At 71.4% G+C, this 12,957-nt stretch carries 11 protein-coding genes; 5 read left to right on the forward strand and 6 right to left on the reverse strand.

The window, feature by feature from the left end; translation table 11 throughout:
• Window positions 1–25 precede the first annotated feature (25 nt).
• The 5 genes from solA to ACWFR4_RS34845 all read right to left on the reverse strand — a co-directional run bounded on the left by solA (window position 26) and on the right by ACWFR4_RS34845 (window position 6,434).
• Window positions 26–1,189: an N-methyl-L-tryptophan oxidase gene (gene solA / locus ACWFR4_RS34825; RefSeq protein ID WP_453457567.1), complete on the reverse strand. Its 1,164-nt coding sequence runs from the start codon at window positions 1,187–1,189 to the stop codon at window positions 26–28.
• Window positions 1,190–1,207: 18 nt separating this feature from the next.
• Window positions 1,208–3,676, reverse strand: a complete 2,469-nt coding sequence (locus ACWFR4_RS34830) for a GcvT family protein (RefSeq protein ID WP_453655989.1) — start codon at window positions 3,674–3,676, stop codon at window positions 1,208–1,210.
• 33 nt (window positions 3,677–3,709) lie between these two features.
• Window positions 3,710–4,330: an MBL fold metallo-hydrolase gene (locus ACWFR4_RS34835; protein ID WP_453655990.1), complete on the reverse strand. Its 621-nt coding sequence runs from the start codon at window positions 4,328–4,330 to the stop codon at window positions 3,710–3,712.
• Complete coding sequence (locus ACWFR4_RS34840; RefSeq protein ID WP_453457575.1) at window positions 4,327–5,412, reverse strand: S-(hydroxymethyl)mycothiol dehydrogenase; 1,086 nt, start codon at window positions 5,410–5,412, stop codon at window positions 4,327–4,329. The genes ACWFR4_RS34835 and ACWFR4_RS34840 overlap by 4 nt, the downstream gene beginning before the upstream one ends.
• A gap of 203 nt (window positions 5,413–5,615) precedes the next feature.
• Window positions 5,616–6,434, reverse strand: coding sequence for an IclR family transcriptional regulator (locus tag ACWFR4_RS34845; protein ID WP_453655991.1), 819 nt, complete (start codon window positions 6,432–6,434; stop codon window positions 5,616–5,618).
• Between the two features lie 175 nt (window positions 6,435–6,609).
• Here ACWFR4_RS34845 and ACWFR4_RS34850 point away from each other — a divergent pair, with 175 nt between their 5' ends.
• Both ACWFR4_RS34850 and ACWFR4_RS34855 read left to right on the forward strand, forming a co-directional pair.
• The gene (locus tag ACWFR4_RS34850) at window positions 6,610–6,930 is read left to right on the forward strand and encodes a bifunctional 3-phenylpropionate/cinnamic acid dioxygenase ferredoxin subunit (RefSeq protein WP_116503570.1); all 321 of its coding nucleotides are present in this window, start codon (window positions 6,610–6,612) and stop codon (window positions 6,928–6,930) included.
• A gap of 32 nt (window positions 6,931–6,962) precedes the next feature.
• Window positions 6,963–8,150: an NAD(P)/FAD-dependent oxidoreductase gene (locus ACWFR4_RS34855; RefSeq protein ID WP_453655992.1), complete on the forward strand. Its 1,188-nt coding sequence runs from the start codon at window positions 6,963–6,965 to the stop codon at window positions 8,148–8,150.
• 137 nt (window positions 8,151–8,287) lie between these two features.
• On the opposite strand, the gene ACWFR4_RS34860 is transcribed toward ACWFR4_RS34855, so the two are convergent.
• On the reverse strand, window positions 8,288–8,752 hold the full coding sequence (locus ACWFR4_RS34860; RefSeq protein ID WP_453457584.1) for a hypothetical protein: 465 nt from the start codon (window positions 8,750–8,752) through the stop codon (window positions 8,288–8,290).
• Window positions 8,753–9,139: 387 nt separating this feature from the next.
• Here ACWFR4_RS34860 and ACWFR4_RS34865 point away from each other — a divergent pair, with 387 nt between their 5' ends.
• From ACWFR4_RS34865 to ACWFR4_RS34875, 3 genes are read left to right on the forward strand one after another with little or no spacing between them, the layout of a single operon-like run.
• The gene (locus tag ACWFR4_RS34865; protein WP_453655993.1) at window positions 9,140–12,034 is read left to right on the forward strand and encodes a nitrate- and nitrite sensing domain-containing protein; all 2,895 of its coding nucleotides are present in this window, start codon (window positions 9,140–9,142) and stop codon (window positions 12,032–12,034) included.
• Window positions 12,031–12,471 (forward strand): roadblock/LC7 domain-containing protein, encoded by a 441-nt coding sequence (locus ACWFR4_RS34870; protein WP_100597501.1) that lies wholly within the window; start codon window positions 12,031–12,033, stop codon window positions 12,469–12,471. Before ACWFR4_RS34865 ends, ACWFR4_RS34870 begins: the two co-directional genes overlap by 4 nt.
• A 9-nt stretch (window positions 12,472–12,480) precedes the next feature.
• On the forward strand, window positions 12,481–12,885 hold the full coding sequence (locus ACWFR4_RS34875) for a DUF742 domain-containing protein (RefSeq protein WP_266566735.1): 405 nt from the start codon (window positions 12,481–12,483) through the stop codon (window positions 12,883–12,885).
• The last annotated feature ends 72 nt before the right edge of the window (window positions 12,886–12,957 follow it).

Here is a 12,957-nt window from a genome sequence, read left to right on the forward strand (position 1 = left end):
GGGGTCGTCGTCACGTGCGTACTCCTCAGGCGGGCGCGGCGGCGAGGCGGCTGGGGTCGAAGAGGTCGATGGGGTGCGCGGTGGTGCCGGTGAGCGCCAGGTCGGCGACGATCTCGCCGACGACGGGCACGAACTTGAAGCCGTGGCCGGAGAACCCGGCGGCCACGGTGACGGACTCGGGGTGGGCGGGGTGCCGGGCGATCACGAAGTGCTCGTCGGGTGTGTTGGAGTACATGCAGGTGGCAGCCTTGAGGAAGGTCCCGGGCAGGCTGGGGATCTGGCCCGCCAGGTGCTCCGCCATGGCCGTGACCTCGTGCTCGTGGACCGTGCGGTCGATGGTCTCCGGGGTGCACTCGACGCCCTTGCGGAAGAAGGCGACCTTGGCGCCGAGGCCGGGGCCGTCGATGGCCGGGAAGCCGTAGACCTGGACGCCGGCCGCGTCCTCCCAGATGTAGACGGGGTGGTTCTCCGGGAGGAACGGGGTGGTTCCCCCCGTTCCTCCCGTCGGCCGGAACCAGTACATGACCTGCCGTTCGATCGAGAACGGCACCCCGAGATCGGTCAGCAGATCCGGCGCCCACGCCCCCGGGCAGATCACCAACCGGCCCGCCGTGTAGGTGTTCTCGGCCGTGTGGACGCGCACCCCGTCCTTGTACGGCTCCCAGCGCGTCATCGGCTCCTCGAAGTGCAGGTCGGCCTCCTGACGGGTGGCGAGCTGGAGGTGCGCTGCGACGGTGTTCTCGGGGCGCACCAGACCGGCCCGCTCCTCGTACAGCGCCACCTCGTCGTCCTTCGGGGTGAGCGTCGGGAAGCGGCGGCGGATCTCGCGGGCGTCGAGCATCTCGTGCGGCAGGTCCCACTGCAGGGCGGACAGCAGGGAGCCGGAGACGGTGCGCGAGTCGGCGCGGCCGAGCATGACGCCGCCGCACAGGGTGGCGACCTCGCGCCCGGTGGCCCGCTCCAGGTCCGCGTAGAGCTCGTACGAGCGCAGCAGCAGCGGTACGTACGCCGGGTCCTCGAAGTAGGACTGCCGGGTGATGCGCGAACCGCCGTGGCTGGAGCCGCGGTTGTGGACCGGGCCGAACTTCTCCAGGCCGAGCACGCGTGCGCCGCGGGCGGACAGGTGGTGGGCGGCGGCGCTGCCCATGCCGCCGAGGCCGATCACGATCACGTCGTAGGTGGGTGACATGTCCGAACCTCCGTGCGGTCAGCGGCGGATGCGGGTCATCTTGGGGTCGAACAAGGGCTCGTCGGCGACGGTCGCGGGGATCTTCTCGCCGAAGTACTCGATGTGGACGCCGGTACCGGCGGCGAGCGGCGGCAGCCACGCGTACGCGACACAGCGGCCCAGCGTGTAGCCGTACGACGCGCTGGTGACGTAACCGGCCGGGACCCCTTCGACGTGCACGGGCTCCTTGCCGAGGACGACGGACGCGGGGTCGTCCAGGAGGAGCGGCGTGAGCCTGCGGGCCGGCCGCTCGGCCTTCCGCTCCAGCGTGGCCCTGCCGAGGAAGTCACCGCGGTCCATGCGGACGGCGAATCCGACGCCCGCTTCGTACGGGTCGTGCTCCTCGGTCATGTCGTGGCCCCAGGAGCGGTAACCCTTCTCCAGGCGCAGGCTGTTGAAGGCCGAGCGCCCGGCCGCGATCACGCCGTGCTCCCGCCCCGCCTCCCACAGCGTGTCCCACAGGCGCAGCCCCAGGTCGGCGGTGGTGTACAGCTCCCAGCCCAGCTCACCGACGTACGACAGGCGCATCGCGGTGACGGGCACGTGGCCGAGGTAGGTCTGCTTGGCGCGGAAGTAGCCGAAGCCCTCGTGCGAGAAGTCGTCGCGGGTCAGCGGCTGGACGAGGTCGCGGGCCAGCGGGCCCCAGACGCCGATGCAGCAGGTCCCGGAGGTGATGTCCCGGATCTGTACGTCACCGGGCGCGTGGCGCGTGAGCCAGTCCAGGTCGGCGGGGGAGTTCGCGCCGATCTGGAACAGGTCCGGCGCGAGACGGGCGACGGTCAGGTCGGACCGGATGCCTCCCGCCTCGTTCAGGAGAAGCGTGTACGTGACCGCGCCCGGCTTCTTCGCGAGATTGTTCGACGTCATGCGCTGGAGGAAGTCGAGGGCGCCTGGACCCGTGACCTCGAGGCGGCGCAGGGGCGTCATGTCGTAGAGGGCGACCTTCTCGCGGGTGGCCTTTGCCTCGGCGGCCGCTATGGGCGACCAGTAGCGGGCCGACCAGGCGTCGCGCTCGGGCAGATCGCCGGTGGGCAGGTCCGCGTTCGCCTCGTACCAGTGCGGACGCTCCCAGCCGCCGCCCTCGAGGAAGTACGCGCCGAGCTGCTCCTGGCGGGCGTGGAAGGGGCTCACCCGCAACGGGCGCGGCTGCTCCGCCGGCTGGAGCGGGTGCAGGACGTCGTATACCTCGACGAACTGCTGCGCCCCGCGGTCGTGCACATAGGCGGGGGAGCGCTGGGCGTCCTCGAAGCGGGTGAGGTCGCACTCGTGCACGTCGACGGAGGGCCGCCCGTCGACCATCCACTCGGCGACCGCTTTGGCGACGCCCGCCGAGTGCGTCACCCACACCGCCTCGGCCAGCCAGAATCCGCGCAGCGCACGGGTCTCGCCGAGGACCGGCATCCCGTCGGGCGTGAAGGAGAAGACGCCGTTGAACCCCTCCTCGATCTCCGTCTCACGCAGCGCGGGGATCAGCCACCGGCAGTCGTTCCAGCTGGGCGCCCAGTCCTCCTCGGTGAAAGGCAGCGACGACGGCATGTCCAGCTGACTCGCCCGTGCCTCGTCGTAGTCGAGGACCTTGAACGGGTCGACGGGCAGCGGCTTGTGGGCGTAACTGCCGATGCCGATGCGGTCGGTGTGCTCACGGAAGTACAGATCACGGTCCTGGAAGCGGAGGATCGGCTTCGAGGCTTCCGTGCGGGGGCCGTCGGCTCCTTCGAGCTCCGCCATGGGCCTGGTCTTCGCGTACTGGTGCGCGAGGGGCAGGAGCGGGACGTCCACGCCTGCCATGCGGCCGATCACCGGGCCCCAGAATCCGGCGGCGGAGACGACGTGGTCGGCGGGGAAGCTGCCGCGGTCGGTGACCACCGCCGTGACCCGGCCGTCCTCCTGCTCGATGCCGGTGACCGTGTGCCGGTCGAGGAACGTGGCGCCGCGGCCACGGGCGCGTTCCATCTGGGCGCGGGAGGCGAGCAGCGCGCGGGCCAGGCCGTCGTCGGGGGTGTGGAAGCCGCCGAGTACGGCCGACTCGTCGATGAGGGGCCACAGCTCCTTGCATCGGGCGGCGCTGACGAGTTCGCCGCGCACGCCCCAGGAGGCGGCGTAGCCGGCCTTGCGGTGCAGGTCGGCCCAGCGCTCGGGGGTGGTCGCCAGCTCCAGGCCACCCACCGGGTTGAAGCAGGAAAGCCCGTCCACCTCCAGGGTGTTGAACTTCTCCACCGTGTACCGGGCGAACTCCGTGAGGGTCTTGGACGGACCCGTCTGGAAGACCAGTCCCGGCGCGTGCGAGGTGGAGCCGCCGGGGGCCGGCAGCGGGCCCTGTTCGAGGACGGTGACGTCGGTCCAGCCGCGGGCCGTGAGTTCGTCGGCGAGGGAGCAGCCGACGATTCCGGCGCCGACGACGACGACGCGAGGGCTGGATGTTCCGGGCTTTTCGGGCGTGCTGGACATGCCCCTCCTCATGCTGGTGGGGATGGAATGGCCTTATGCGGCAGGTATGTTGGCGCGCTCGGCGGCGATGGTCGTGTCCTGGCCGTGGCCGGTGTGGACAACCGTGCCTCCCGGCAGGGTGAGGAGCCGGCCGCGGATGGACGCCGCGATCGTCGGGGCGTCGGAGTACGAGCGGCCGGTAGCGCCCGGGCCGCCGTGGAAGAGGGTGTCGCCGGTGAACACGGCGTCGAGGAACGGCACGTAGAGGCTGCAACTGCCCCAGGAGTGACCGGGGGTGTGCAGGACCTGGACGTCGACCCCGGCGGCGGTCAGGAGCATCCCGTCGGTGAGCTCCGCGTCCGGCTTGCGGTCCGGGTGCACCGCCTCCCACAGCTCGTGCTCGGCGGGATGCAGGAGTACGGGGGCGCCGGTCGCCTCGGCGAGATCGGCCGCGGCGCCGATGTGGTCGTCGTGCCCGTGGGTGCAGACGATCGCGGTGACGCGGCGCCCGGCGACGGCGGCAGTGATCGACCCCGCGTCGTGCGCCGCGTCGACGATCAGGACCTCCTCGTCGTCGCCGATCAGCCACACGTTGTTGTCGACGTCGAACGTCTCGCCGTCCAGGCTGAACGTGCCGGAGGTGACGACGCGCTCGGCGCGGGCCGCAGGGCTCACAGGACCACCACCGAGCGCAGCACCTCGCCCCGGTGCATCTTCGCGAACGCCTCCTCCACCTGGTCGAGGGCGATCGTCTCGGTCACGAACCCGTTCAGGTCGAGCAGCCCGTAGAGGTACTGGTCGATGAGGACCGGGAAGTCACGGCTCGGCAGGCAGTCCCCGTACCAGGAGGACTTGAGGGCGCCGCCGCGCGAGAACAGGTCGATGAGCGGAATGTCCAGCGTCATCTCGGGGTCGGGCACGCCGACCTGGACCAGCACGCCCGCGTGGTCGCGCATGTAGAACGCCTGCTTGTACGTCTCGGGGCGGCCGACCGCGTCGATGGCGATGTCGACGCCGAACCCGTCGGTGAGCGCGCGCACCGCCTCGATCGCGTCCGTGCCACGGGAGTTGACCGTGTGCGTGGCGCCGAACTTCTCGGCCTGGTCGAGCTTCTTGTCGTCGATGTCGACGGCGATGACGCGGCGCGCGCCGTTGAGACAGGCACCCGCGATGGCCGCGTTGCCGACGCCGCCGCAGCCGATGACGGCGACGGTGTCTCCGCGCTGGACGTTGCCCGTGTTCACGGCCGCGCCGTAGCCGGCCATCACGCCGCAGCCGATCAGGCCCGCGGCCTCGGGGCGCGCCGCAGGGTCGACCTTGATCGCCTGTCCGGCCGCGACCAGGGTCTTCTCGGCGAAAGCGCCGATGCCGAGCGCGGGGCTCAGCGGCGTTCCGTCGAGCAGCGTCATGGGCTGCGTCGCGTTGCGCGAGTCGAAGCAGTACCAGGGGCGGCCGCGGCGGCAGGAACGGCAGTTGCCGCAGGGGGCGCGCCAGGCGAGCACCACGTAGTCGCCGGGGGTGAGGTCGGTGACCCCGTCGCCGACGGACTCGACGGTGCCGGCCGCCTCATGGCCGAGCAGGAACGGGAAGTCGTCGTTGATGGCGCCCTCCCGGTAGTGCAGATCCGTGTGGCAGACCCCGCACGCCTGCACCTTGATCAGAACCTCGCCCGGGCCGGGATCGGGCACGACGATCGTCTGCACCTCGACGGGTGCGCCCTTCTTCACAGCGACGACGGCGCGGACCTCATGTGGCACGACCAAACTCCTCTGCTGTTGCGCAATGCACGCTCAGTTGCGCGATGAGGAACATCTTGGAAACGCCATCAAGGCCCCGTCAAGAGGTGGGAGTTAATGCTTGGCAAAACGATCGGCCGCACCGAAACCTCGTCGACACACGCAGAACGCGGGGCCAGGTTTCCCTGACCCCGCGTTCAGTAACCGTGCTGCGGAACGTCCTGCTAGAAGCCGTATCCCATCCGGCGCGACAGTTCGGTCGAAGCCGCGACGGTGCGTTTGGCCAGCTCGGGGAGGTGTTCCTCGGTCAGCCGGTACACGGGACCCGACGCGCTGATCGCGCCGATGACCTTTCCGTCGTGGGCGAACACGGGGGCCGCGACCGCGGCGAGGCCGATCTCCAGCTCCTCCACGGCGACGGCGTATCCCTGGTCGAGCACGGCCTCCAGTTCGGCCCGCAGTGACGCCGCCCCGGTCGCCGTGTGCGGGGTGAAGCGCGCCAGCGGGCGGGCGAGCAGGCCCTCGCGCAGCGCGGACGGCAGATGGGCGAGCAGCACCTTGCCGCTCGATGTGGCGTGCAGGGGGGTGCGTCTGCCCAGCCAGTTCTGCGCCGTGACGGAGGCGGAGCCGCGCGCCTGCATGATGTTGACGGCGACATCGTCGTCGAGGATCGCGATGTTGACCGTCTCGCCCAGCTCGTCGGCCAGCTCACGGCAGACGGGCAGGCCCTCCTGTGAGATGTCCAGGCGCACTGCCGCCGCCCCCGCGAGGTGCAGTACACCCGCCCCCAGGTAGTACTTGCCGCGGTCCTTGGCCTGCCCGACCAGGCCGCGGTTCTCCAGCACTCCGAGCAACCGGAACGCGGTGGACTTGTGCACGTCCAGCTCGTCGGCGATCTCGGTGACCCCCGCCTCGCCGAGCCGGGCGAGGATCTCGAGGACACTCACCGCGCGGTCCACGGACTGGACGGAGGCGGCCGCGCCCTTCGGGGTCTTCTCCGGTGCCGTCGTGCCTGGCTCAGCCTGCAATGCCTTGCGGGTCATCACTCAACTCTCACCACCTTGCGACCCCTTGGCGGGTCGCATCTTCGAGAAGCCCTTGACGCGGCGGGCATCTCGACCGGATTCTGTTGCGCATAGCGCTCCCTCATGCGCCATACGAAACTTCATGTTACCGAACAGTCCTGAGCCAGACAGTCCTGGACCAAGAGGGGGGCCCGTGATTCCCGTCTGCCGCCTTGAAGACCTCCCCGAGGGCGGATCCGTCCGCATCGACACAGCACCGCCCATCGCCGTTTTCAATGCTGACGGTGAGCTGTACGCCATCGACGACACCTGCACCCACCAGGACGCCTCCCTGTCGGAGGGCTGGCTGGAGGGCTGTCTGGTCGAATGCCCGCTCCACGAGGCTTCATTCGATCTCCGCACCGGGCGGCCGACCTGCCTGCCCGCCCGCCGCCCCGTACGCACCCACCGGGTGACCGTCGACGACGGCGTGGTCCACGTCCATCCTGCCGCCGAGGAAGGTACCGCCGCATGAGCACTGTCAACGGAATGAGGACGGGATCCGGCATGAGGACCGTGACCGTGGTGGGCGCCTCGCTCGCCGGGCTGTACGCCGCTCGTGAGCTGCGGGCCCAGGGCTTCGACGGGCGTCTCGTCATCGTGGGCGAGGAGCCGCACCGCCCGTACGACCGCCCGCCGCTGTCCAAGGACTTCCTCCTCGGGAAGGCCGGCGAGGACCAGCTCGCCCTGTCCGACGTCGACGAGACGCTGGAACTGGGCGCCGAGTGGATGTTCGGCGTGCGGGCCCGCGGGCTCGACGCGCGCGGCCGCACCGTCCTCCTGGAGGACGGCCGCACGGTGTCCACGGACGGGGTCGTCATCGCCACCGGGGCGAGCGCCCGCCGGCTGCCCGGCCCCGCCCTCACCGGCGTGCACACGCTCAGGACCCTCGACGACGCGCGCTCCCTGCGTGCCGAACTGCTGCGCGGGTCGCGGCGCGTGGTCGTGATCGGCGGCGGGTTCATCGGCGCCGAGACGGCGTCTTCGTGCGCGGCGCTCGGCCACTCTGTCACCGTCGTGGAGGCGGCGCCGCTGCCGCTCCTGCCCCAACTCGGGCCGGAGATGGCCGCGGTGTGCGCGGGGCTCCACGCACGCGGCGGGGTGGAACTGGTCACGGGTGTCGGGGTCGCGGCACTGCACGGTGACAGCGCGGTCCACGGCGTGGAGCTGGCCGACGGGCGTGTGTTGCCCGCCGACGTGGTCGTCGTCGGCATCGGTGCCGTGCCCAACACGGGCTGGCTCGCCGGTTCGACGCTCTCGCTGCACGACGGCGTGCTCTGCGACGACGGCTGCGTCACGGCGCTGCCCCAGGTCGTGGCCGTGGGCGACGTGGCCCGCGTCGGCGGGGCGCGGGCCGAGCACTGGACGAGCGCCACGGCCCAGCCACGGGTCGCCGTACGCAATCTGCTGGCGGGCCGCGCCGTCGAGACCGTGCGGCCGCTGCCGTACTTCTGGTCGGACCAGTACGGCTCGCGCATCCAGTTCGCCGGGCGCAGGAGGGACGGGGACCTGGTCCGAGTCGTCGAAGGCGCCGTGGAGGACGGAAGTTTCCTCGCGCTCTACGAGCGCGCGGGCGTGACCACGGCCGCGCTCGCGGTGGACCGGCCGCGACCGTTCACGCGCGTGCGCCGGGAGCTGGCGCGCGGCGAGGCGCGACCGGTAGTGCAGAACGTCGCGGAGCCGGTGGCGCTGTGACGGTGGCTCTCGCCTCGGGCGCGCGTAGGTAGCCGACTCCTGTCCCAGTGCTACGCAACCGCCACCGATCCCACTCCCACCTACCTACGCAGGCGCACTCACGCGCACCTGACTACCGACGAGCCAACTGCACGCGTCTACGTATGCGTCAACTGTCCGGCCCCGCCACGCCTCCGTATGCGTTCCGGGGCCGGACGGCCCTGCGCGCGTGCCTGCCGGCGTGCCTGGCGACGCTCCCGGCGCAGCTGCCGTGCCGTGCTGTTGGGCGCGGACACCACGCCGTTGCGCTGGTTCCACACCTGGCGGGTCACCCAGACGTCCAGCACGCCCCAGGTCGCCACGACCGTGCTCCCCACGCTGCTCAGCACCATCGGGAACGCCAGCCATGAGTCGGCGACGGTGCACAGGAACGCGATCACCGCCTGCATCAGGGTCAGCGCGACGATGAGCACCGCCCGTACCGCCGCAGTCCGCACCGCATCAGGCATTCGGCGCCGTCCCGCCGGCTCCTCGACCCACAACTCCCCGCACCGCTCTGCCGTGCCCATCAGTTCGTCACTCCCCACCGCCGTCACAGCCCGCCGCCCTGGGCGCTCCCGCACCGGGGCTCTTCGATGGCTGCCCGGATTGCGCCGCTTTACGCTGCCCGCTCACCTCGTGCGCGCCTCATCGCGTATGCCCCGTAAGGAAGGACGTACGGCGACGTCGAAAGATTCCCCCGGATTGCGACGGTCACTTCCGCCCCGCCGAAGATCGATCGATTCCGGCCAACTGTCGCCCGTGTCCAGCCGGATGGTGCCGAATTTCGAGCACCACTTTGCGGGATGCAATCTCCCGCAATGCCCGGACACATGCTGATGTCCCACTCCACCTGCCACCGGACAGCATCCGGACAGCCCTTCGAGTTGCTCCTGCGTCAGTAGTAGGCTCGCGCCGTTTGTTGCCGCACATGTGTACCCCTGACCGCAGGGGTCGATCTGGGGGAGGCCATGCGCTTTCGCGGGAAGTCCATCCGCCGGAAGATCGTGGCGTTGCTCCTGGTGCCGCTGGTGTCCCTGACCGCCATCTGGGCTTTCTCCACGGTGATCACGGGCCGCGCCGCGACGCAGCTGCTGTCGGCGGGGAGAGTCGCGGACGAGATCGGCTACCCGATCGCCGACGCCGGCCGGACCCTTCAGGAAGAGCGCCGCCAGACCCTTGTCTATCTGGCCGACCCCCGGGCCTCCGACGCCCTCTCCAAGCTGCGCAGTCGCCGCAGCGCCTCCGACGAGGCGATGGCCCAGATCAAGGCGAAGGCCGAGAACTCCGGGATCCGCGACGACATGAGCGACGACTCCCGGCGCCGTATCTCCACCGTCGTCGAGGGATTCGACGGCATCGAGTCCCTGCGCCGCAACGTCGACGAGGGAACCGTCACCCGCGAGCAGGCCCTCGACTTCTACAACCGCCTCATCGACCCGACGTACGACTTCCTGCTCACGCTCAGCTCCTTCGACAACTCGACGATGGACCGCCAGGGCCGCGCCGTCATCGGCGTGCTGCGCGCGCGTGAACTGCTGTCCCGTGAGGACGCGTTGGTCGGCTCGGCGCTCGTCGCCCGCAGGATCACGCACAAGGAACTGCGTCAGGTCTCCGACCTCGTCGCCCAGCGCGGCATCCTGTACGACACCAGCCTCGCGCTGCTCCCCGACGACGACCGCGCCGAGTTCGAGCGCTACTGGAAGAGCGCCGACACGGCGGCCCTGCGCACGGCGGAGAACACACTCGCCGACTCCACGGCGGGCACCCCCAGGGGCGTCACCGCACGCGCCTGGAACGACGCTTCGGGCCAGGTGCTCGACGAGCTGGTCAAGCGCGACACCGCTGCCACGGAGCGCTACCAGGACCGGGCGCGCCCCGTCGCGATCAATGTCTTCCTGCAGGCCGGAGCCGCCGGTGTGCTCGGCCTGCTCGCGGTGCTGCTCTCGCTGTTCCTGTCCGTACGCATCGGCCGCGGCCTCGTCCGCGACCTGCGGCGGCTGCGCCTGGAGGCCCACGAGGCCTCCGGTGTCCGGCTGCCCAGCGTGATGCGCCGCCTCGCGGCGGGCGAACGCGTCGACGTGGAGACCGAGGCCCCTCGCCTGGAGTACGACAAGAACGAGATAGGGCAGGTCGGTCAGGCGCTCAACACCCTTCAGCGCTCGGCCGTCGAGGCGGCCGTGAAACAGGCCGAACTGCGCCACGGCGTTTCCGAGGTCTTCGTCAACCTCGCCCGGCGCAGCCAGGTGCTCCTCCACAAGCAGCTCACCCTGCTCGACACGATGGAGCGCAGGACCGAGGACACCGACGAACTCGCCGACCTGTTCCGCCTCGACCACCTGACCACGCGCATGCGGCGCCACGCGGAGGGCCTGGTGATCCTCTCCGGGGCCGCCCCCTCCCGGCAGTGGCGCAGGCCCGTCCAGCTCATGGACATCGTCCGGGCCTCCGTCGCCGAGGTGGAGGACTACGAGCGCATCGAGGTCCGGCGCCTGCCACGCATCGCGGTCACCGGCCCCGCCGTTGCCGACCTCACCCACCTCGTGGCCGAACTCCTGGAGAACGCCACGGTGTTCTCGCCGCCGCACACCGCCGTGCACGTCATCGGCGAGCGCGTCGCGAACGGCTTCACCCTGGAGATCCACGACCGGGGCCTCGGCATGGCGGCCGACGCGCTCCTCGACGCCAATCTGCGGCTGGCCGAGACGCCCGAGTTCGAACTCTCCGACACCGACCGGCTCGGCCTCTTCGTGGTCAGCCGGCTCGCTCAACGCCAGAACGTCCGCGTCTCGCTCCAGCCGTCCCCGTACGGGGGCACGACCGCGGTCGTCTTCATCCCGGACACCCTGCTCACCGACGCCCCCGACACCGAGGGCGCCGGCTTCCGTCTCGACCGTCCGAACAGCCCCGGGCGCGGGGAGGGCCCCGGTGTGCGCTCCCCGAAGCTCTCCACGGCGGGCAGCCCGCTCCCGGGCCTTCCCGCCTCCCTCGTGGACGGGCCCGTGGAACTGGAGGCGCCTCTGGCGGCGTCGGACCTCGCGCCCTTCCCCGGCGCTCTCGACGACGAGGACAGCGAACGAGGCGGGCTCTTCCGGCCGCGCCGCCGCCCCGCCGGGCTCCCCGGAGAGCAGCACCAGCACGCGCGCGACGAGTTCGAGAGCAGGCCCGAGCCGATCCGCGCCGGTGGACCCGAAGGCCCCGACGCCGATGAGGCGCCCGTGCCGCTGCCGCGCCGCAGGGCGCCCAAGCTCGTGAGCTCGCACGGCAGGCCGGTCACCCACACGAGGCCCGGAGAGCCGGGACCGGACAACCGCCGCACGGACGCGCAGCCCGAGAACCCGGGCGGCGTCCCACCCGAGCCCACGGCCGCGACCCCGGACACCCCCGGGGACACGTACCGTCCGGAAGCCCCGGAGGGACCCCGCGAGCGGCGGCTCACGTCGGCGCCCGCGCCGGACCTGCCGCGCAGGCGCGCCCGTGCCGAGGCCTCGGGGGACGCGACTCCCGCACGTCGCCCGGAGCCGGTGCGCGACCCCGCGCCGGAACCGGCCGCCGACGCCCCCGCGCCGGAACCGGCCGCCGACGCCCCCGCGCCGAGCGCGCCGAGTGGTCTGCCCCGCCGTGTGCGGCAGGCCAATCTCGCCCCGCAGCTCAAGGAAGGACCCGACCTGCGCGCCGACCGCGTCGCGGACCGGGAGGGGCCCAACCACTCGGACAGCCCCGCCGAGCGCGACGCCGACGAGGTCCGCAACAGGATGGCCTCGCTCCAGCGGGGCTGGCGCCGCGGCCGCGAGGAGAACGCCGCAGGCGACGACGCCTCCGACGGCACAGCACAGGGAACGACATCTGAGGGGGACGGTCGATGACCGCACCGAAGGCCGCCGCACACACCACCGCGAACGGCGGTTCCGGGGAGCTGAACTGGCTCCTGGACGACCTGGTGGAGCGCGTCGCCAGTATCCGCAAGGCGCTCGTGCTGTCCGGGGACGGCCTCCCGACCGGGGTCTCCAAGGACCTCACCCGGGAGGACAGCGAGCACCTCGCTGCCGTCGCCTCCGGCTTCCACAGCCTGGCCAAGGGGGTCGGCCGGCACTTCGAGGCGGGCAGCGTCCGCCAGACCGTCGTGGAGCTGGACGACGCCTTCCTCTTCGTCACGGCCGCCGGCGACGGCAGCTGCCTCGCCGTCCTGTCGGACGCGGACTCCGACGTCGGTCTCGTCGCGTACGAGATGACCTTGCTGGTCAAGCGGGTCGGCGTGCATCTGGGGACCGCTCCGCGCACCGATCTGTCCGCCGGCGGGTAGTGGGCCGGTATGAGTCCTGACGGGGAGGGGACGCAGGAGACGCACCACTGGTTCGACGACGACGCCGGACCGGTGGTTCGCCCGTACGCCATGACACGCGGCCGCACCACCAGCGCGGCCCAGCATCGTCTCGACCTGATCGCCGTCGTCGTCGCGGAACACCGCACCGGCGACCCCGCCGCCGACCAGACGCTGTCCCCGGAGCACGTGGACATCGTCGGGCTGTGCCGCGACAGCCCTCAGTCGGTGGCCGAACTCGCCGCGGAACTCGACCTTCCGATCGGTGTCGTACGCGTCCTCATCGGCGATCTCGTCGACGAGGAACTGGTCCATGTGACCCGGCCCGTACCCCCTGCCGAGCTCCCGGACGAGAGTATTCTGCGCGACGTGATCAACGGTCTCAGGGCGCTCTGACCCACGCGTACACCGAGGCCACACACGGGGGTGGGGACCAGGCGAGCAGCGGGGCGAACAACGGAGACGCGC

It is taken from the genome of Streptomyces sp. NPDC055140 (genome assembly GCF_053607285.1).

What these genes read in the sequence shown, in the direction of transcription:
- ACWFR4_RS34865 (WP_453655993.1), top strand. Translation starts at nt 9,140, where the DNA reads ATGCGCTTTCGCGGGAAGTCCATCCGCCGGAAGATCGTGGCGTTGCTC.
- ACWFR4_RS34845 (WP_453655991.1), bottom strand. Translation starts at nt 6,434, where the DNA reads ATGACCCGCAAGGCATTGCAGGCTGAGCCAGGCACGACGGCACCGGAG.
- ACWFR4_RS34830 (WP_453655989.1), bottom strand. Translation starts at nt 3,676, where the DNA reads ATGTCCAGCACGCCCGAAAAGCCCGGAACATCCAGCCCTCGCGTCGTC.
- ACWFR4_RS34875 (WP_266566735.1), top strand. Translation starts at nt 12,481, where the DNA reads ATGAGTCCTGACGGGGAGGGGACGCAGGAGACGCACCACTGGTTCGAC.
- solA (WP_453457567.1), bottom strand. Translation starts at nt 1,189, where the DNA reads ATGTCACCCACCTACGACGTGATCGTGATCGGCCTCGGCGGCATGGGC.
- ACWFR4_RS34870 (WP_100597501.1), top strand. Translation starts at nt 12,031, where the DNA reads ATGACCGCACCGAAGGCCGCCGCACACACCACCGCGAACGGCGGTTCC.
- ACWFR4_RS34855 (WP_453655992.1), top strand. Translation starts at nt 6,963, where the DNA reads ATGAGGACCGTGACCGTGGTGGGCGCCTCGCTCGCCGGGCTGTACGCC.